This is a genomic window from Pseudosulfitobacter pseudonitzschiae, assembly GCF_002222635.1.
Classification (GTDB): Bacteria; Pseudomonadota; Alphaproteobacteria; order Rhodobacterales; family Rhodobacteraceae; genus Pseudosulfitobacter; species Pseudosulfitobacter pseudonitzschiae_A.
In genome coordinates, this window is the sequence record NZ_CP022418.1 from 159,065 (window position 1) to 178,782 (window position 19,718).

21 protein-coding genes are annotated in these 19,718 nt (G+C 56.3%); 8 read left to right on the forward strand and 13 right to left on the reverse strand.

The features are described 5' to 3' along the window. Positions 1-43: 43 nt before the first annotated feature. Entirely contained in the window at positions 44-874 is an 831-nt protein-coding gene (locus SULPSESMR1_RS21645) for a hypothetical protein (RefSeq protein ID WP_240311382.1), read from the reverse strand. 72 nt (positions 875-946) lie between these two features. After that, on the reverse strand, positions 947-1,738 hold the full coding sequence (locus SULPSESMR1_RS21650) for an HpcH/HpaI aldolase family protein (protein ID WP_089423139.1): 792 nt from the start codon (positions 1,736-1,738) through the stop codon (positions 947-949). Between the two features lie 214 nt (positions 1,739-1,952). Between SULPSESMR1_RS21650 and SULPSESMR1_RS21655 the strand changes: the two genes are divergently transcribed. Beyond that, positions 1,953-2,645 carry an IclR family transcriptional regulator gene (locus SULPSESMR1_RS21655; RefSeq protein WP_250161489.1) on the forward strand — a complete coding sequence of 231 codons (693 nt, stop codon included), beginning with the start codon at positions 1,953-1,955 and terminating at the stop codon, positions 2,643-2,645. Between the two features lie 57 nt (positions 2,646-2,702). Here SULPSESMR1_RS21655 and SULPSESMR1_RS21660 read toward each other — a convergent pair whose 3' ends face one another. The 9 genes from SULPSESMR1_RS21660 to SULPSESMR1_RS21700 form a co-directional block, all read right to left on the reverse strand. Then, a complete protein-coding gene (locus SULPSESMR1_RS21660) occupies positions 2,703-3,623 on the reverse strand; it encodes a DUF6282 family protein (protein ID WP_240311381.1) in 921 nt (306 codons plus the stop codon). Positions 3,624-4,421: 798 nt separating this feature from the next. Continuing rightward, positions 4,422-5,609 (reverse strand): relaxase/mobilization nuclease domain-containing protein, encoded by a 1,188-nt coding sequence (locus SULPSESMR1_RS21665; protein WP_089423141.1) that lies wholly within the window; start codon positions 5,607-5,609, stop codon positions 4,422-4,424. Then, the gene (locus tag SULPSESMR1_RS21670) at positions 5,602-6,150 is read right to left on the reverse strand and encodes a toxin-antitoxin system HicB family antitoxin (RefSeq protein WP_250161490.1); all 549 of its coding nucleotides are present in this window, start codon (positions 6,148-6,150) and stop codon (positions 5,602-5,604) included. The genes SULPSESMR1_RS21665 and SULPSESMR1_RS21670 overlap by 8 nt, the downstream gene beginning before the upstream one ends. Before the next feature lie 143 nt (positions 6,151-6,293). Further along, complete coding sequence (locus SULPSESMR1_RS21675; RefSeq protein WP_089423143.1) at positions 6,294-6,623, reverse strand: hypothetical protein; 330 nt, start codon at positions 6,621-6,623, stop codon at positions 6,294-6,296. A 42-nt stretch (positions 6,624-6,665) separates the two neighbouring features. After that, complete coding sequence (locus tag SULPSESMR1_RS21680; RefSeq protein ID WP_089423144.1) at positions 6,666-7,634, reverse strand: ParB/RepB/Spo0J family partition protein; 969 nt, start codon at positions 7,632-7,634, stop codon at positions 6,666-6,668. A 1-nt stretch (position 7,635) separates the two neighbouring features. Further along, positions 7,636-8,376: a ParA family protein gene (locus SULPSESMR1_RS21685; RefSeq protein ID WP_089423145.1), complete on the reverse strand. Its 741-nt coding sequence runs from the start codon at positions 8,374-8,376 to the stop codon at positions 7,636-7,638. Between the two features lie 35 nt (positions 8,377-8,411). Continuing rightward, positions 8,412-8,918 (reverse strand): hypothetical protein, encoded by a 507-nt coding sequence (locus tag SULPSESMR1_RS21690; RefSeq protein ID WP_089423146.1) that lies wholly within the window; start codon positions 8,916-8,918, stop codon positions 8,412-8,414. 1 nt (position 8,919) lies between these two features. Beyond that, the gene (locus SULPSESMR1_RS21695; RefSeq protein ID WP_089423147.1) at positions 8,920-9,123 is read right to left on the reverse strand and encodes a hypothetical protein; all 204 of its coding nucleotides are present in this window, start codon (positions 9,121-9,123) and stop codon (positions 8,920-8,922) included. Positions 9,124-9,216: 93 nt separating this feature from the next. Continuing rightward, entirely contained in the window at positions 9,217-10,104 is an 888-nt protein-coding gene (locus SULPSESMR1_RS21700) for an ArdC family protein (protein WP_089423148.1), read from the reverse strand. A 906-nt stretch (positions 10,105-11,010) separates the two neighbouring features. Here SULPSESMR1_RS21700 and SULPSESMR1_RS21705 point away from each other — a divergent pair. After that, complete coding sequence (locus SULPSESMR1_RS21705) at positions 11,011-11,256, forward strand: type II toxin-antitoxin system VapB family antitoxin (RefSeq protein WP_089423149.1); 246 nt, start codon at positions 11,011-11,013, stop codon at positions 11,254-11,256. Beyond that, a complete protein-coding gene (locus SULPSESMR1_RS21710; RefSeq protein ID WP_089423150.1) occupies positions 11,256-11,681 on the forward strand; it encodes a type II toxin-antitoxin system VapC family toxin in 426 nt (141 codons plus the stop codon). The genes SULPSESMR1_RS21705 and SULPSESMR1_RS21710 overlap by 1 nt, the downstream gene beginning before the upstream one ends. 118 nt (positions 11,682-11,799) lie before the next feature. Here the strand turns inward: SULPSESMR1_RS21710 and SULPSESMR1_RS25625 are convergent, their stop codons facing one another. Both SULPSESMR1_RS25625 and SULPSESMR1_RS21720 read right to left on the reverse strand, forming a co-directional pair. Continuing rightward, a complete protein-coding gene (locus SULPSESMR1_RS25625) occupies positions 11,800-12,162 on the reverse strand; it encodes a glyoxalase/bleomycin resistance/dioxygenase family protein (protein WP_250161491.1) in 363 nt (120 codons plus the stop codon). A 48-nt stretch (positions 12,163-12,210) separates the two neighbouring features. Further along, positions 12,211-12,993 (reverse strand): DeoR/GlpR family DNA-binding transcription regulator, encoded by a 783-nt coding sequence (locus tag SULPSESMR1_RS21720; RefSeq protein ID WP_089423152.1) that lies wholly within the window; start codon positions 12,991-12,993, stop codon positions 12,211-12,213. A 441-nt stretch (positions 12,994-13,434) separates the two neighbouring features. Between SULPSESMR1_RS21720 and SULPSESMR1_RS21725 the strand changes: the two genes are divergently transcribed. The 5 genes from SULPSESMR1_RS21725 to SULPSESMR1_RS21745 all read left to right on the forward strand — a co-directional run bounded on the left by SULPSESMR1_RS21725 (position 13,435) and on the right by SULPSESMR1_RS21745 (position 19,717). Further along, positions 13,435-14,244: an inositol monophosphatase family protein gene (locus SULPSESMR1_RS21725; RefSeq protein ID WP_089423153.1), complete on the forward strand. Its 810-nt coding sequence runs from the start codon at positions 13,435-13,437 to the stop codon at positions 14,242-14,244. A 90-nt stretch (positions 14,245-14,334) separates the two neighbouring features. Then, complete coding sequence (locus tag SULPSESMR1_RS21730) at positions 14,335-15,912, forward strand: ABC transporter substrate-binding protein (RefSeq protein ID WP_198362917.1); 1,578 nt, start codon at positions 14,335-14,337, stop codon at positions 15,910-15,912. 79 nt (positions 15,913-15,991) lie between these two features. Continuing rightward, a complete protein-coding gene (locus SULPSESMR1_RS21735) occupies positions 15,992-16,972 on the forward strand; it encodes an ABC transporter permease (protein WP_089423154.1) in 981 nt (326 codons plus the stop codon). Then, a complete protein-coding gene (locus tag SULPSESMR1_RS21740; protein ID WP_089423155.1) occupies positions 16,972-17,883 on the forward strand; it encodes an ABC transporter permease in 912 nt (303 codons plus the stop codon). Before SULPSESMR1_RS21735 ends, SULPSESMR1_RS21740 begins: the two co-directional genes overlap by 1 nt. A 1-nt stretch (position 17,884) precedes the next feature. Then, complete coding sequence (locus tag SULPSESMR1_RS21745) at positions 17,885-19,717, forward strand: ABC transporter ATP-binding protein (protein WP_089423156.1); 1,833 nt, start codon at positions 17,885-17,887, stop codon at positions 19,715-19,717. The last annotated feature ends 1 nt before the right edge of the window (position 19,718 follow it).

Below are 19,718 nucleotides of genomic sequence, written 5' to 3' on the forward strand. Positions count from 1 at the left end.
ATTAGACAGACGCTGTCGCCTATTTTAACTTCGCAATGGGCGGTCAGGTCGGCATTGGATAGTCATCTGCATTCAACACCCACCCCGGTTTTTCAGAGAAATCGACGCGCGGGGGACAGAAAATATCAACAAGCTGGTTCTCTGCAGAACCAACAGCCCGCGTCGTGTGAACAACCGGCGGAGGGATGACCAAAGCAGATGGTGACCGCATCGTGACGGTCATATCGTCCCGCCAGTCCGCCATGTCTGTGGTCCACGGCCAACGTAAATGGTGGCTGAACTCTCCCTTGATCGCCAATGAGCATTGCTCGAAGTCGTCATGGTGATGCGGCGACATTTTGGTGGAATCCCGCGGTCCCATAAAGGGGTCCAACACATTGACCATCATCGTTGTGCAGCGGAAAATTCGTCCAAACCGCCCGTCTTGCTGAGGGACATCAAGGCTGTAGTGCCTGACCTTCCAGCCACCAACAGGGTCTGGCCATGCCTCCAGTGCAGGAATATGAGCCCTGGGGACATCATAGCCGCGCGCATTTGCGCATTGCTCGGCCAGATCTGTGGCTTTTGTTGTGAACAGGCGTGTCACCTGTCCCCCGTCCTTTAATGTAACCGTGCTGTCACCAGCGGGTACAAATGCAACGGACCAACCCGGCACCTGCGTTGTGGTCCCGTTCCATTCGATTTCGGCCCCGGCGGCGGGAAGAATAACCGCGTATTCATCGGTCTGCTGGCTGCGCGAAAACTGCGCACCTGCATTTGCCTCTGACCACGCCAGAACAAAGTTATTGCCCCGCAACAGCCACGTCTTACCGTTTGTATCTTCTATCTGTGGACCGTCTTTATAAAAATAGGCTTCCTGAGGCTCCGCAACCAACCCTGTTTTGGGGCCAGCGGCGCCTTGTTTCGACGCAAGCGCTGCGCGGGGGTCGGATTTATCGTACATCTTTCAATTTCCCTTTACTTGAACAACAGAGCGGGAGATCTCTTCGTGCATCTGCAATGCTGCCTTTCTCAAAAAACCCTGATCCGAAGAAATCAGAAAAGCGGTTGAGCCTGCCTGTGCTTGCGCGGTTGCGTCCTCTGCTGTGCCGGGCAGAATGGCGACTGTGCGGCCGTTTTTGCCCGCGGCGATATGAACGGCTTTTGTTGCAGCCCGAACTTCGGCTCCCGGATCGGCGGAGTTGGCAAATGCCGCGGCAAGATCGCCTCGCCCGATGAACACCCCGTCCAAACCATCCACGGCAACGATATCGTCGATATTCTCTATGGCTTCGGGGTCTTCGATCATTGCGATGATCGTCACGCGCTTGTCCTGCGTGGACATATGCTCGGCTTGGCCTGCTCGTCCGAAATCGCCCGCGCGCGTTGTTGGCGCGAAGCCGCGCTTGCCGCCATGATACCGCCCGGCGGCAACAATCGCGCGCGCCGTTGCTGCATCGGTCACATGCGGCACCAGAATCCCGTCCGCACCGCAGTCCAGCACCGATAGAATATTTGCAGGATCGGCGCTTTGTACCCGAACTATTGAAGCAATCCCGGCGGCCTTGCAGGCCAAGACAATCCGGTCTGTCGTCTCTCGGTTGAAGGGAGAATGCTCTTCGTCGATCACGACGAAATCATATCCGATGCTTCCAAGGATTTCGGCAGGCATCGTCGCAGGCACCTTCAGGAAGGTTCCATATAGCGTTTCACGCGCCAAAAACTTTGTGCGAAAGTCATGTTGTTCGATTGTTTTCACTCCCTATTGCGTATCGCCTACCGAAACAGTATCCTTCTTTACAGAACACTGTGCGAGTCAGCACTTAAAGTCAACCCACTCGATTGTCAGAAACAGGTCATCTCAAATGCCAAAAATTTCGTCCGAAAAAACCGAAGGAATTCAAAGCGTTGTTTTAGCGCTCTCCATACTTGAAACCTTGGGGAAAGCACGAAACCACTTGGGCGTGACCGCTTTGGCCGAGTCTCTGGGTACGACGAAAAGCAGGATTCACCGCCACCTCCAGACATTGGTGCAACAAGGCTACATCGTTCAGTCGCCGACAACAGAACGCTACCGGCTTGGGTCGCGTCTCATCGAGTTGGGCAACGCGGCGGCATATGCATCGGACATCGCAAGTGTTGCCGCGCAACCGATGCGCGCGTTGCGCGATGCGTCCGAACAGGCTGTCATCCTTGGCCAGATCGAGGAAGATGGAATACGCATCCTGACAACGCTTGGCGGCAAAATGCCCGTCGAAGTTGGCGTGCGCGCGGGATCGGTTCTTGGTTTCACAACCTCTGCACAGGGTAAAATGGCGCTGACCTTCATGCCCGAGCAGAACAGAAACCGCATTCTGTCAAAACCTTTGGTGCGCGAAACGGCCTATTCGATTACAGATATGGACGTGCTGACCCAGCATCTTGAGGAGATCCGTGCCCGTGGTTGGGCTGACGCGCCGAATGAAGCAGCCATAGGGCTGAATGCTCTGTCCTTCCCCATACTGGGTGCCTCTGGCGAGTTGGTGGGCAGCCTGGCGATCGTCAGCCTGACCCAGTTCATCGGATCCCCCCCCTCTCAGAAGCAGGTCAGGGCCGTCGGCACAGCAGCGCAGGAGATTTCGAACGCTTTGGGATATATCGGGGATTTGCCGGGCGAATGGCGCTGACCAATCTGCGTCTGGGCAAATTGATCAGCTGAATCCTGCGGTACGGGCCCGGCGCAGTTAGTCATCCAGTCCGATGACCGCGCCCGCATTTGTGGCCACCATCGCGTGAATTTCGGCATCCGAATACCCAAGAGACAAGCATGTCGCCACACCGCGCCTTAAGCCCTCCAAGGGTAACAATGTCCCTACTTGACCCAAATCTGAACACAGGATCGTCCGCTCGAAACCTACGCAATCAATGAATTCGCGCAGCTCTTCGTTAGAGCGGTTGCGAAATTTCGACCCCTCGATGAAAAACCCTAGGGAGTGTTCTACATATGCCCCCAACTTGGCAATTTCCTTGGTATCCTCAAAGGAGGCCCCGACAATGTCCTCGGGATGGGTAAAGATCAACCGCTCCACTCCACGCCGTTTGGCTTCGGCAAAGACTATTTTGGTTTCAGACACATGGATGTGCCCACTCGCTAATGCCATACCAGTCTTGGCAATCACATCGAGAACATCCAACACCTCTGGCCGTAACTTGCCGTCCTGGAACAAGGGAATCGGTGACGCAGGGCGAATTTTCTGGGTCGACGCTGGGTGTTCCCAACCAGACGTCTTTTCCCATTCCAGATGGTTCTCCGCTGCCAAAGTCGGCAGCCAGACAATCCGACCATCCATCGCGGCGGTATGTTCAACAGCATAGACATTAAACCCGCCAATGACATTGTTCAGCGCAATCCCCGAAAAAATGCGTGTCTTTAACTCTGGATGATGGTCACGGATCAACTGGGCGCACATAACGCCCGAGTAATCATGATCTTTGGTAACAACAGCAGCAAATCCAGCATCGGAGTAGGTTTTCGCCAAATCCAGATGGTCCACAGCACGTGGCGCGATTGACGGACCACTGTGCACGTGGGGATCAACCGCACCCTGTAAAATTTCAGATATCTGAGCGGCCTTTTCACCCTCGCTCACTTCGATTTCTGTCATCGACTATCCTCCTGAGTATTTCTTTAGGAACAAGATTTCGTTCTGCAGTACAGACCAGCGTTCTTTTCAGCGAAACGCTTTTAATACCTAATTTTGACGGAACTCTGAGTCAAGTGTTACGTATCCGATGGGGTGGACGCCCCCCGGCGGCATCAAAATGTGCTAAAGTAGCGGGTGTTGAAACACTGCTAAGAGGAGAGCGTCCATGAACGAAGCTAACCCGAATAATTCAGTGCGCGCCGATGGCGGGTTTCACCAGTGGAGGAAGGATCCACCCAGATAGTTGTCGATAGATCTGGTAGCTGACGAGCGATTTCGCTGGGTAACTGGCGGTGTCGAAGCCTCGTGACAAAGGCCGCCAAGGGCAGTTGAGCAATCCAGCGGGCCGTAACGTGAGTGAAGCCTGAGCAGGCCTCGCAAGTGATGATGCAGATGCCGACCCGCCTGAATTACGTGGAAGGCCGCGTGGATGGGTAAGGTATCGACGTATGCCCCCATCCGATCTGCCGGGGTAGTGGGCCCGGCACGTTGGAATGGTGGAACAGGTAACGGGGGAGGCCCATTCCGGGCGAGGGGTCGCGGCCCTCAACGTCAGGCTTGGTCTGGCGGTTCGGTGTGGGATTCGGACGGGGTCAAGCGCCGCGGCTCCACAACCAACATCCCACTGGGCCGATCATGCTGGTTGCCCTGCGGCTGGGTCCGTGACTTTGCACCGGCGGCTATCTGCGCATAACCGACACTGAGGCAATCTGAAGCATTCGACAGGTAGGACTCATGCACTTGACCGTCTCACTCAGCTCAACGCTCCCTTAACGGTCCGCGCCCCCGCTCGGGCCGTTTTTCGTCATCTGGCCGGTCTTTTCCTTGGCCACGATCAACGGAAGGTTGGCGTTGGATTTCAGAGCGGGCCACAGAGGCGCTATGCACCATTGCGGCCCGTTCGGTCGCCACATCTGTTAATCGCCCTGAAAACGCCGCCACGGCCCGCCCTAGCGCCCTATCGTCTGGATCATGAGATTCCGCCAAAACTGCCGCCGCAGCGCTATATGTTCTCATCACACGATTGCGGCGCTCGACAATCGCACCGTCCCAAGGCTGGCTAGGCAGACGGCCCCCATTGTCCTGCATGTCGCGCTTCACTTCCCGTTGCTTTGCCTTATCAACATACGGGGTTATGCCGCGCTGACGCATTTTATAGACTGGCGTTTTCGCACCCTGTCGAGTTACGCCGCGCGCATGCCGGGGTGTCGATTCTGCCTCAATCCCTCTTTTCCGTAGCTTTTCCGCAAACGTGTCCCGCAAGAGCTGTAAGTCGGCTTTGCGAAGATTCAGCTTCACACCATCATGCCCAACGGTGCGAACCGTAAAATGAACATGCGGGTGCTTTGTGTCAGTGTGCAAGGCCATCACATAATCATGACGTCCGCCAAACTCTTGCTGCGCCAAATCGCGAACCGCGTCCTTTACGGCCGTGGCGTTGGTGTTCCCCGGCATTGAAAAAAATATGCTCGTTGTGATCCGGGTGCGGTCTGTCGCATCGCCGTTGGCACGATCATCATCATGGCGCTGCATCCAGTCACGGTACAAACCTGCGGTTGCTGCTTTGCCGGTAAGGATCACGCCGTCGCTGGTCTCAACGTCTAGTTGGCCGTTCCTGCTGATATAGTCGATATGAGCGCTGACCCTGGCTCCCTCAGTACGTCTGTTTACAGTGATGGTGTTGCCGTTCTTGTCAGTTTTCGCAGGCCGGGAAACCTTAACCATGACCTCGGGCACTTTATTGACAACCCGCGAGAGGCGGGCCTTGTCGGCAGCGCTGATTGTTGTCCCGCGACTGCCTGTCCCTGCCTCCGCTTTTTCCGCGCCGCCCAAGTCCGACTTCTTACCAGTCGTAAAATACCCTGCTGCCGGAGAACGAACAGTGCGCGGGCGTCCGGGCTGGGTCCAACAGTCTTGAAAGCCAAACTCGGATTTAAAATCACTCATGGCTCAGCTCTTCGCCCAACTGAAATTCCAAACGTCCCGCCGCGTACAATCTCAGCAGCTCCCGAAGGCCATCAACCGTATTGCGCAACTCGTGCAGCTCCTGCCGTTTCGGCGCATAGCGTCCCCCGGTGAAAACGTCCCGGTTCATAGCGGTGGCTATTTGGTTCAGGTTTGTCGTCGCGCCTCGAAGCTGCCGGAAACCCCAACGGATTGCTTTGCGCTCACCTTTGACGGGTTGCGGTGCTGCCTGCGTTCGGGCTGTCAGAATGCGCGCAGCCCAAGTTGAGGGTGGGACACCCTGGCTTTTGGCTTCGCGCTCGATCTTCGCCCTAACATCTTTCCCGACACGCACGGTCAGCTTGCCCTCTCTTTTCGCTTTGGTCTGCCTCGTCTCGGAAACTTCCGCGTCCTCTGAAACCGTTTCAATCAATTGCCGAAGAAACTCCGAAGGAGACAAACCGTGCCCTGCAGCGACCGCCTCAAAGCGGGCCTTGCTGGTGGGCGAAATACGGGTTTTGGCGACTTCGGATTTCTGAGGCATGACAATTTGTGTCCCATTGCTGGCGCTTAGCCTATCCTGCATTAGAACACTTCACTACCGGATTTGTGCTCCCAGAGCACTTTTGCACATCTGTCCCGGACCCCGAGGATAGTTTGCGAAGGTGAAGAGGGGGCTTGCCCGGACTATACGGTGCCCAAAAACACAAACGGCGCGTGAGTTTCCCCACACGCCGCGCGCAGTCTTGGTCTTAGTCGAAGAGCGTCACGGGAACGACCTTCCGGGGTCAGCCGGAACACGGCGCTAGCGTAGAGATATGAAACACCGCTCCACATAAAGTAGGTGCCAGCCAAGATGATCGGGGCCAAGAGCTTGGCAACGAGTGGCAGGTTATCGTCGAGCCGCTCGTTGCCCGTTCCCGTGAAGATCACAACAAACGCACCAATGGCCGCGCCCAGTGACAGGAACATGAACACGCGCATGATAAACTGAACCCGGCGACGGATCAGTATCATTGTATTTCAGATCATAAATCGTAGCACAGCCATAGTTTCACCTCACAATTCGGTCACCTCAAACAGCACAATGTCTGTAAGCGCGACCTCTTCAATTCGTTCGCCATTCTCAAAGCTCACCAGAAGAGCCTTATTCGTTTTCGCCTTACGATCAGTCAGGATGCGGCCTATTTTGTCGCCTTGCTGGCAAAGAATAGCCACCTGACCAGTTGGCGATTTGCGCGCGCCTTTATCTGTGTCGGCGTCCGCTGCACTGGTCAAGGCCGACAAAACCGGCTCCAAATTGGTCTTGGGCGGTTCAGCAGGCGCATTCTGCGGCCCCTGCCCCGCCTCAATCGCGTTGCGAAGAGCTGCAACCGTTACGCGGCTTACGTCCTCTGCCGGTGTTGCCTGTATGAAGTCGCGGGCGGCGGCTTCGTCTTTTTTCCACTGAGCATTCAAATCCGAAAGCGCCAACACCGGCACGTTTTGCTGTGCCAGCTCCTGCAATTCTTCCGGCATCTTCACCACAGCCGCGAACCTGGAAATAGCCGATTGGCTCCATCCAAGAGATTCCGCGATTTGAGGCCGTGTCATCCCATCCTTTTTCATCTGCTCAACGGCCACCGCGATTTCCATTGTCGTCAGGTCGGCGCGCTGTACGTTCTCCGTGATCTGGATAGCTCGGAGCTGCGAAGTGGCCTCCTTCACAAATGCCGGGATACTTTTCAACCCTGCGAGCTTCGCAGCCCGCCAGCGGCGCTCACCCATGATAATAAGGTGCTTCCCGTCATCATTGGCAGGCTGAACTGTAATCGGCTGCAAAATGCCGTGTATCTTGATGTTGTCGCTTAGGGATCGCAACTTTCCCTGATCGAACGTGCGGCGCGGCTGCTCTGGATCGGATTCGATCAAAGTCAGCTTGATTTCGGCCTGCCCGTCACCTGCAACAGGTTTCTTCTTGTTGTTGATGCTGTCGAGCTTTCCCGCCGCCGCCAGTTTATCCAGCGTACTTGTTAGATTCCTTGCCATATCATGCGCCTCCGTTCACCTTGCCATAGAGCCAGTCAAAGAACGCCCCGAACTCTTCTTGCGCGCCCTTGCCGCTCTTCGTCTTTATCTCTGAAAGAGGCACACCATCCTCCTGCGCCACCACATAGGCCACACGGTTGCGAATTTGATGGCGGATCACAACTTGCTCGAACTCTGCCGCCACTGCGGCCAAAGCGTCACGCTCCACCTGCTTTACCGCATCGAAGCGCGACGGCAGGAAACCCAGAAGTTGCAGATCATCATTGACGGCCTGAGCTGCGATAAACGCCTCAAGGGCCATTTCAATTCCATCCAGAGAGTATTTTTTCAGCTCAATAGGAACCAGAAGGTAATCAGCTCCCAGAAGTGCGCCGTACACCACATCACCAAAGCTCGGCGGCGTGTCGATAACGCAGAAGTCGGCACCATTGCTATTGCTAAGCGCGCTGCTCACATTGACCATCACGTCATCGGTGTTTTGCGCCTGCAAATCCTTATGGCCCGCGATTACGTTGATTTCGCCCGCGCCCAGACCGGCTTTGAATGGCTTGGCATCCAACACCATGTCCAGCGCATCACCAATCACCAGGCAATGTTCAAACGAGCTGGTAAGATTCCGCTGACTGTCCAAGTCAACAGCGATGACCGAATGCCCCCTGCCCGCAAGTGAAAATACAATCTGGCTTGCAATCGTGGTCTTGCCGACGCCGCCCTTGTTATTTGCTACTACTATTTTTTTCATTGTCCTGCTCTCCTGCATCAGCGGAGTTTATCCGGTTACTTCTTCCGAGAGACAAAACCGTCCTCCGTAAAGGCGTCAATCTGATCGTCGGTGCGACGGCTCATGCGCCGCCCATCGCCTGACACCATGATCTCGGCATCTGGATTGATTTTGATGATCGACCCATCACCTTCCAAATATGTTGTCTCCATATCACGGCTAACCACGACACTTCCGTCATGCTTGATTTCAATCCAGTCGTTATCAACTAAAACTCTGACAGAGTGCTCTTCGATGACGATGCCCGACCATCCCAATGGCTGATCGCGGCGCACCACCACTTTGTCAGGGTGCAATTTGATCTGAACATCCTCGACATCATCCACGCCCTTCAACATCACAAACGCCTCTTGGTCTTCGGGCTTTGCCAGAAGACGCGCAAACGCCTCCTTTGGGCGCCATAGGAAAGGTTCGTCGCGCTTCTGCCGTTTCTTGTTTTTGTGAAAAGCAATCAGCAACTCCGCCGATTCCCAGATTGCGTGAACTTTGGCTGGCAAGGTCATGTTAGGTCCTTTCCGGCGTATCGGCCGCCACACTGTAAGGGTTAGCAGGACCGTAGCGAATACCGCCCTGCTCGAAAAATCCCATGGCCCCGAGTAGCCAGGCACGGTGAAGCTCGGTTCCCGCAATGAGACGACGGACCAAGCGAGGCATGGTTTGCCCCGAATGGCCGGCTAAATAGGCGCGAAGATAGAAGTCGTTCATCATGTCGAAAATCCCTTCCAGATCAGAATAATGTGAGAATGGGCGGGCTGAAAGGCCCGCCCGAAAATCAGGCGCGGGGCAGAGCGATACGGCCGCTCATGCTGCGGCCCTTTCTGCTTCCACACTCTCACCCTTGACCAAAAAATCGGTTGCCTTTTGAGCTTCGCGCGCAGCCTTGAAAATAAGCCGCTTGTCGTCCTTGAGGGCGCACAACCAGCTCTTGATATATGCGCCGGATTGCCCAAAATCAGGGATCAGGCCAAGGCGGGCGCAAACCATGCAATTTCCGATCTCCGCAATCAGTTCCTCGAACGCATAGGGCTTGCGGTCGGCAAACCGTGAAAAGCGGGCAAGGCGGGTCTTGTGCCCTGTCCAGTGCGTCGCCTCGTGGGCAAGAGTTTGATAGTAGCCTGCCGCGTCGTGGAAAGTCGCAATCGGCGGCATGTGAATGAAGTCCTGGGCGGGGCTGTAATATGCCTGCGGTTCGTCCGTGGTACGGATTTCTGCACCGGTCGCTACAAAGAAGGCGTCAAGCTCCGGGTTGGCTTCGGTCCCCAGATCGCGGGCCGGTTCGGCAGGGGCGCCGTAATATTCTGCGGGCAAGTCGTCGATCTGCTCCGCATTGAAAACCCGATAAGCCTTCAGATAAGGCAGGCGGCGGTCTTCGCCGGTTTCTTCGTCTGTGCGGTCAAAGGTGCCATATTTTACAACAGTGGAAGACTTTTCGCCTTTGCGAACTCGTCCCCCTGCTTCCTTCGCCTGTTTGTAGGTGAACCAGTGGGCGGCGCGATAACCCTTGTCATCCGCGGCCAGCCACAGCATCAAGACGTTGATCCCGGAATATGCTTCGCCGTTGCTGCGCAGTGGGAACGGTGCGCCGCCCTTCTCGCCGGTCCACGGCTTGCGCCACGCAGGTGTGCCTGCTTCGATGCTGGCAATGATGCTGTCGGTGACGTGGGCGTAAAGATCGAATTTGTCAGCCATGTCTGGCCTCCTTGTGGTGATGCCCTATCGGTCTGGTGCCGAAAATTGGGGCGGGGTTTCTGGCGAGGAAGCGCGAAGCGCGCCCCTCTCCTGAAATCCTGCCTCCCGGCGAGGGCCGGGGGGGAACCGCCGCAATGGGAAAATCAAGCAGACAAGGGGGTGGTGCGGCCCGCAGCCGAAGGCGAGGACACGGCCCCGCAGGATGCGCAGCATTTTCTTGTTGCGGTGGGGGACCGGCGGTCCCCTAGACGGACGCGCCAAAGGCGCGGCCCTGGGATGCAGGGGGCGTTCGGGCAAGCCCCGAATCCCCCCTGCCAGTGTGATCGCCGCGCAAGCGCGGGGATCTCCAAACCTTCTTGGTGCGGGCTTTCCACCCCGCCCAGCCAAGGGGACGAGGCAGGGCCTTGCAGGCAACGAGCTGGACGCGGCCAATATTGCGCAGGACAGCGAGGCGACCTGTGGTAATGTCTGGCAAGTCCGCCGCCATCACGGCCCTGGGGCTGTCTGCCCCCTGCGCCTACGGCGCTCCCCAAGATATTGTAGAGAAGATGAAAGAGCGGAAAACCCGCGCGCTCGATCCTGGGCACCGCAAAAGGCCGAGTGAAACGAGGGACGCCCGTCACCCGAAGGGCAGAGACGGACGCCCTGCCCCGACCATTCGCCCGCGTCGAACCGCTGGCTCGGGACGAGATAGAGGGCGGCGCATTTTGGGCAAAGGGAGAGGCAGGGCAGCTGGCTCGGGTCGGTGCAGCCGACGATCGACTAGGACCCGGTCCTGAGCGGGCGCGTCAGCGAACGATCAGGATTTGCCTGAATACTTCACCTTCATTTGAAAAATGTAGCCCTACAACAACACTTGAAGGATATGCTTTTCAGCAATACTATATATCCTGAAAGGATATTCTCATGGCCCTCTACATCAAAGACCCAGACGTTGATAGACTGGTGGACCGCTACCTTGTGGCCTCCGGCGCAAAGACGAAAACCGAAGCTGTTCGCACTGCCCTGCTCAACAGTATAGCTGCCTTGGAGAAGCAAGAAACCCTGGCTGCGCGCGTTGCGAAGGTGCAGCGGAAGGCAGCCGAAGCCGGGCTTAAGCCCCGCGAAAGCGACGATAAACCGTTTATGGACGAGCTGTGGGGTGGCGATTGATGTTCATTGACGCCAGCGCGCTGTGCGCCGTCCTACTGAATGAGCCGGAAGCTCCGGCGATGCTCAAGGCGATGGAACAGGCCCGAGGCAAATTGATGATCTCGCCAGTTGTGCGGGTGGAAACGACGCTCGGAACAGCGCGGAACCTGAGAGACGCGGACGGGGCGACACACATGAGCGAGGCACACTTCGATAAAGCGAGTGAACTTGTGACAGAGCTGCTCGAGTCGCTCGGCGCTCGGGAGATGCACCTTACCGAGAGCATGGGCACGGCAGCAATTGCCGCCTTGAAGAAGTTTGGAAAGGTGGCCGGGCACCCTGCCCAACTCAACATGGGTGACGCACTGGCCTACGCAGCCGCAAAGGCATTCCATGCGCCCCTGCTCTACAAGGGAAACGATTTTGCGAAGACCGATCTGGCCTGAAGATCGAGGACATGGGCCGGAGGGTGCAAGTGGAACGGACTACGGGGGCAACAGACCTTCGATGCGCAGTCCACGAACTGGAACAATGCGGAATTTTGCGGCCTTTGGTATTTTCAGATCAAATGGCCGCTTTCTCATAGTTTGCCGATTGTTCCAATTCTAAGATGTCGCCCTCTGGATCGCGGAAATAGACGATCAAGTAAGGTCGATCCTGAATGCCAAAGTTGGTGGGTTGGCGGCCACGACTGCCTCCCGAACGCAGCACCATGCTGATGGATTCCTGCAAACCGGGTTCATTCACCGCAGACACCTGCCGTTCCACAGTGCCAGTGTACTCCATTATCTCAAGAAACGACCCTTTATCACCGGGAAAATTCAGCCAGATTGAGTAGATGTCCGAATTTGGCAGGCCATTACCGCGCGAAACTATATCAACACCGCTGCCGCCCCTCAGTTCCCAGCACACCCGGGACCGGCGCATCTACCACGTAACAGCCTGTGATCCCGTCGCTCACGACTTGGCGGCAAATCAAACCGGAGAAGTGACGTTCTCCAAATTTGCGCGATGAACTGTGCCGCGCGGCAGGATAATGTCTTGTCCGCCCGGCAATGTGTCGGTCACAAGATGATCGACCTCGTCTAACCGGCAAATGCTGACGCGGCTTTCGGCGCCTATCTTGTCGGAATTGCACAGCATCATGCAAGCCCGCGCACGCCGCATCATGGCCCGGGCAACCTCGGCTTCGTGCAACTCATAATCGGTAGCCCCGCGGTTTTGATGAAGCCCCGTGGGCGAGATCACTGCGAAATCCGCCAGGAAGCGATCTATCTCCGACAGTGTCATTTCGCCATAGGTGGCGGGTACATCGCTATGTGGACGCCCGCCCAAGAGGAGCACATCGCAATTGTGCCCCCTATTTATGATCTGCGAGATTTCCAGCGAATTGGTGATGACACGAATGTTCCCTCGCGCCGCCAGCGAGCGCGCAAAGGCTAGAGTGGTTGTGCCCGCATCAATGAAACATGTGGAATTATGTGGGATAAGATCGCAAGCCAATTGACCAATTGCTTGCTTCTGATCGTGGAACTGCTCTTGCCGCTGGGCAAAGGTGGCTTCGGGTTCGATGATGGAACTAATCGGCTTGGCACCGCCGTGCACGCACAGCAAAACGCCCTTCTGTTCCATGTCCTTCAGGTCGCGGCGTATCGTTTCCCGAGAAACACCCAACGTGGCCGAAAGCGCCTTGGTCGAGACCTTTTGATTGCTTTCAAGAAGATCCATAATCCGTTGTTGGCGTTCGTGCGACCACATGGATCTTCCTTGCTTCATCAATGCTGTAAGTTCACATGGTACCACATATCCCCACATTGCCACCCAAATTGCTAAGAATGCAAGCACATGCATGGCTTTCCCCCAGTTTGAGTCGCAACGCTAACAGTACATAGCGACAGATTCTGAGCGAAAACTGTCGATTATCGACAAGCCAGATTCCGGGAATATCCACCCATCCTATTGATAAATAGTATTATTTTGTGAATCCGTTGGTGTGAATTTCGAGCCTTTTGGCAGGGCGTCAAAATGAGACAACGCCTTTCCAGCCATACTTCGAGCGCACAAGGTAACAGGACGCCAAGCAAGAATTGTGTGCGATTGATTGGCTTTATGTGGTTTTTTTCTGCTTTTTTGCCAAATATGTTGACACAAAGCCCCATTTGAACGCCCAATGTAACGGTGACAACAGGAAAAGACATAATGCTTATCAAAACCACAGAACGTTTTGTGGAGGAAGTTCAGTTCATGGCGGATGCCGCGGACGCTGTACGCAAGATTGCCATGGAATATTTCCGTAGCCCGCTTTCTGTGGAGGATAAGGCCGACAACTCCCCCGTAACCATTGCCGATCGCGCGATCGAGCGCTCATTGCGCAGCCGCATCACCGAGCGGTTTCCAGACCACGGAATATTTGGCGAAGAAGAGGCCCCAGTCAATCTGAGCAGCCTCCATCTTTGGGTTGTGGATCCGATCGATGGCACGAAATCATTTGTGACAGGCCACCCGTTGTTCGGCGGATTGATGGCTCTGCTCCAGGACGGCACGCCTTGTCTGGGCCAGATAGACATGCCGGCACTCAACGAACGCTGGCAGGGCTGTATCGGAGTCGCGTCAACCTTTAACGGTTCTGTTTGCCATACCAGTAAGTGCACTCGGCTGGCCGAGGCCTTTGTTTACACCACCAATCCCTTTGCCTTCGAAGGGGAGATGCGGGATGTGTTTGGAATCATTGCAGATACGGCGCGGCTGGTTCGCTTTGGCGGAGATTGCTACAGCTACGGGCTGCTTGCTTCTGGACATTGCGACTTGGTCATTGAAACCGGGTTGCAACCCTATGACTACCTGCCGCTGGTTCAGATTATCGAGGGCGCGGGTGGCGTGATTACCGATTGGGCCGGGCAGCCGCTGCATCTGCACTCCGAAGGCCATGTAGTTGCGGCAGCCACGCCTGAACTTCATGCCGAAACGCTTGTGCATCTGGCCAGTCTTCTGGACCGGACGGTCACGTAAACTTCATTACGGGCAAAGCCACGCAAGATGGTTATCTCCGAAACAACCCAAATAAAATAAGATGTTAACCAACCAACAAGGAAAATCGCAATGATCAATCGTCGCCGTTTATTGACTTATTCTGCCGCTGCGGGCGTGCTTGCCGCCGCCCCCCGGCTCAACCCCGACTTCTTGTTTTCCCCGGCCATGGCGCAAACCACCAGCCCGATCGTTTTCCTGTCGGCCGAGAACATTACCGGTAACTGGGACTGCACCGCGCACACCACGCTGTCGCAAAGCACGATTCAGGGCTTTGTGATGGGTTATTTGGCGCGCGCGCCGATGACACAGGAAAACCCAGGCGAACTGGTGATGGAACTGGCGACCGAGATCAACGAGATTTCGGCGACCCAGCTAGAGATCAAGCTGCGCAACGATATCACCTTCCATGATGGCAAGCCGTTCACATCAGAAGACGTGAAGGCGACGTTTGAATATGGTTCTCAGCCAGACCGCCCGGCGCAGACCTATCCCGGTGCGACAGACACATTCGACGTCACCACGCCGGATGATTACACCGTCATCGTGGACACATCGAAGGGTGGATACGGCGCGTCGCTGTTCATCTTCCTGGCGGCCTATCTGCCGATCATGTCCGCAAAAGACATTGCCGAAGGTCCGGGCGGTGTGCTGACCCAGCGGCTGAATGGCACAGGCCCGTTCAAGTTCGTCGAACAGCGCGGCAACGATACCGTCATGGAGGCCTTCCCGGACTACTTCAAAGGCGCGCCTACCGTGTCTGGCGTCACCTTTTCTTTCGTTGGCGATGCAACCACGCGGATGCTGTCACTGATGGGCGGTCAGGCCGACATCATCGAACGTTTAGAGCCCGAACAGGTTGAAACCTTGCAGGGTGAGGCCGACATCAAGCTGAACACCAGCGTTTCGGTCGAAAACAAATACCTGTGGTTCCGCTGCTCGAAACCACCCTTTGACAACCCGCTGGTCCGCAAAGCGGCCTGCCACGCGATTGACCGTGAACTGATCATGGAAGTGATGGGCGTCGCGGGTCATGCGTCGAGCAATTTCGTTTCGCCGATCAAGTTCGGCTATATCGACCTTGATAACTATCCTGAATACGATGCCGAAGAATGCCAGCGTCTGCTGGCCGAGGCCGGATACCCGAATGGGCAGGGCCTGCCGGATCTGGAATACATCACCTCCAGCGGGTTCTATCCAAAAACCAAAGAATATGGCGAAGTCATCACGGCGATGTTGCAGGAACAGGGTTTCCCGGTAAAACTGAGCGTCATGGAAGTAGCGGCCTGGAATGAACGCCTTTATGACCGCCCGGGCGGTGGTCCGGGCCATATGGTCGATTGCGGCTGGTCCACTGGTTCGCCTGAACCGGATCTGGTCCTGCGTACGCATTTCCATTCCTCATCCAAGCGTATCTGCGGCATTGATGATGCTGAAATTGACGCGGCACTTGATGCAGAGCGCAATGCAACCTCGCTGGATGCACGGCAGGAAAGCCTGCAGACAAACCTGATGCCGCTGCTGGCGGACAAGGTTCCGGCGCTGTCGTTGTTCACATCTGTCATGATCCACGGGATGCGCGCCAATCTGGACGGGTTGTTCATCTATCCCGATGGCCTGACGGATGCGTCTAAAGCAACGATGGGTTGACCCAGACTGACGGAGTGCGGCTAACGCCGCGCTCCGCATTTCGTTGCTCTATCAACCAATCTACCCGTCCGGGGACCGCATGTTCATACTGAAATTCCTGCTACGCCGTCTGTTCCAGGGCGCGATCATCGTGTTCATCGTTTCGGCGTTGATTTTTACGCTACTGCGCGTTGTTCCGGGCGATCCTGTTCGCCTGATGGCCGGCGGCATGGCGCCTGAGGCACTGATCGAACAGATCGCCGAAGAAATGGGTCTGCGCGATCCGATCCCGGTACAATTCACACGCTACATGGCCGGTGTGGTTCAGGGCGATTTCGGCCAGTCCTTTGTGCGTCCGAAGAATGGCGCATCGGTAGGCGGATCCAGCTTTGATGATTCCACCCGTGGCGAGCGGGCGCAGGTGCTGGACCTGATCGCGGACACCGCGCCGATGACCATCCAGCTTGCATTGCTGTCCATGGTCTTTGCACTAATCATCGCTATCCCGATCGGCGTTGGGGGCGGGCTGGCACCGAACCGGTGGCCAGATCGGTTAGCCCTGTATCTGTCATCGGTCTTTGTGAGCCTTCCGAACTTCTGGCTCGGTATTGTGTTGGCATTGTTGTTATCGGTCAAATTACAGCTACTACCGGCCATTGGGTACAAGGGCTTTGCCTATATGATCCTTCCCGCCCTTGTGCTGGCTATCGAGATGGCCCCCTTCATCATTCGAACGCTGACTGTTTCCGTCGCCGCTGTCATGTCTGAAAACTTTATCGACATTGCACGTATCCGCGGTCTGTCTCGAAACCGGATCGTCTTTCATCACGGCATGAAAAACGCGGCGGTCCCACTGTTGAACCTGTTGGGCGTACAGTTCTCGATGCTTCTTGGGGGCGTTTTGGTGGTCGAGTTTATCTTTGACTATCCGGGCCTTGGTCTTCTAACGATCAACGCAGTCATGCAACGCGATTTCCCCTTGATACAGGGCATTGCGATCATAACTGCGGCGGCCTTCGTTGTTATCAACATTGTGGTTGATCTCGCAGCTACCACAATTGACCCGAGGTTGGATTACTGATGGCCGACATAAATATTGACGCTCAGGGCACGCCTGCCGAGGTTGCACATACCGTCGCCTCGCGTATCTGGCGAATGGCCTTTGCCTCTATCGAGTTTCGCATTGGCATGACCGTGTTTGTGCTGTTGTTTCTTGCAGCGGCTTTCTATCCCGAACTGAGCGGGATTGATCCGACGAAAATGAACATCCGCTCCAAACTGATGCCACCGGTATTCATGGGCGAAGGTTGGTCCTGGGCACATCCCCTCGGTACGGATCAGTTGGGCCGCGACATGCTGTCCCGCACGCTGGTCGGGCTTCGTTATTCGCTGCTGATCGGCATCACGACCACGATGCTGATGCTGGCTGTGGGCGCCATAGTCGGGATGTTTGCAGGTTATTTCGGCAAGCGGGTGGATATGGTGCTGATGCGGGTGACTGACGCGCAACTGGCGATCCCAATGATCATTCTGGCCATCACGATCCTGGGTGTATCGCGCCCGACCATTCCGGCCATCATTCTTGTGCTGGGTCTGGCTGGCTGGCCTGTCTATGCCCGCGTAATGCGATCCACTGTGATGAGCGAACGCAAAAAGGAATACGTTCGCGGCGCGATGGTGCTGGGTGCGACAGACATGCGGATCATGTTCACCCTGCTTTTGCCGATCGTATTGCCGCCAATGGCATTTGTGGCGGTGCTGGATATTGCCCGGATGATGATTTTTGAAAGCGTGCTGGGCTTTCTTGGCCTTGGCGTGCAACCGCCAACACCGACATTCGGTAATATCATCTCTGACGGGCGTAAATACATCATGAATGCCTGGTGGATTGCCACGATGCCGGGCGTATTCCTGTTCCTAACGCTCACCAGCATCAACCTTATGGGTGCCTCACTAGAGCGGTCCCGAAACGCAATCTACGGAGGCTCGTGAAATGGAAGAGAACGGAAGCGAGCAACCCCTCCTGCAAGTAACTGGACTCAACATCGGCGCCCGTTACCCCAATGGGGATAAGCCGATCCTGAGCGATGTCAGCTTCGAGCTGAATTCGGGGGAAATCCTTGCTGTTATTGGCGAAAGTGGCTCGGGAAAGACAGTGTTGGCCCGTGCGCTGGCCAGTTGGCTGTCACCCCCCCTGATTGCGACAGCCGGAGAGGTGCGGTTTCGCGGCACTGATTTGCTGGAGGATACCGAGGCAGCCAAGCGGTTGGCAGGTCGTGAAATCGCCTATATCGGCGGCAACCCGGCTGGCGCCCTGGATCCGACGATGACCGTCGGTGCGCAGTTGGTGGAAAAGCTGCGGGCGGTGAGGCCTGATTTCTCCGCCGCCGCTGCTAAAGACAAGGCAATCGAATTGCTGGAGGCGGTTCGTATTCCTGCCGCCCCTCAGCGTTTCAATGAATACCCATTCCAATATTCCGGCGGTATGATGCAGCGCGTGATGATCGTTGACGCCCTGATCTCGGACCCGGCTCTGCTGATTGCCGACAACATCACCCAACCGCTGGACGTTACGGTGGCGGCCCAGATCCTGAAACTGATGCGAGAGTTGAACGATCAGTTCCAGACCGCCGTGTTGTTTATTTGCTCTTCCCTGCCGGTCGCCTGTGATGCTTCGGACCGGGTGATGGTATTGAAGGGCGGCCGCGTGGTCGAAATGCAAAAGCCTGCGCAACTCGTGCAGGCGCCGCATACCGATTATACGCGCAAGCTGATCGCCGAGTTGCCGCGTCTTTGGGATCCATCGACACATTCCCCTACCGCAGAACGCGAAATCGCCCGCCCGATCATGTCGGTTAAGGGTGTCGCAAAAGCCTATGAAGTCAGCCGTCGCGGACAGTTCGGAAAATCGCTGGTGCAAGCGGTACGCAATGTTGAATTTGATGTTTATCAGGGCGACAATTTTGGTGTGGTGGGCGAATCCGGGTGCGGAAAATCTTCGCTGATGCGCCTGCTGACAGGTCTGGAACGGCCTGATGCCGGCGAGGTGCTGTTTGAGGGCGAAACCGTCAGCCATGCTAGCAACGCACAACTGCGCTCGATGCGGCGGCGCTTTCAACTGGTCTTGCAAGACCCCTATGGTTCCTTGCCGCCGCAATCGGCCATCGGCGACATTCTGGAGGAACCTCTGAAGATTCACCGCATCGGTGATCGTACAGAACGACGGGACCGCGCGCGGGCTGTGATGTCCGAAGTGGGCCTGCCGCAGGAGCTCTATAATTCGCTGACGATGGGGCTGTCTGCGGGACAACGCCAACGATTAAACGTGGCCCGCGCCATGATCCTGGAGCCGAAGTTGCTGATTATGGACGAAACCCTGTCGGCGCTCGACCAAACTGAGCAGGGTAAGATGCTGGATTTGTTCGAGCGTCTGCAGGCACAGCATGGTTTCACCTATATTTTCATCTCACATGACCTTGCGATGGTCCGCCGCGTGTGTTCGCGCATCTGTGTGATGTATCTGGGCGAAGCGGTCGAAGTCGCACCGAACGAGCGTCTGTTCTTCGATCCCGGCCACCCCTATTCACGCGCGCTGCTTTCTGCGGCACCCACGCTGGAGGAACGCCGCTACCGTCCCGAAGATTGCCTGTTGGAAGGCGAACCCCCCAGCCCGATCGACCTGCCTCCGGGCTGCGCATTTGCCAGCCGATGCCCGCATGCATTCGACCGTTGTCGCATCGAGAACCCGACGCTGACGTCTCGTGGCGATCAGGCACTGTCTGCATGCTTCCTGAACCCCCAATCAACGCTTACTGCCGCGGAATGAA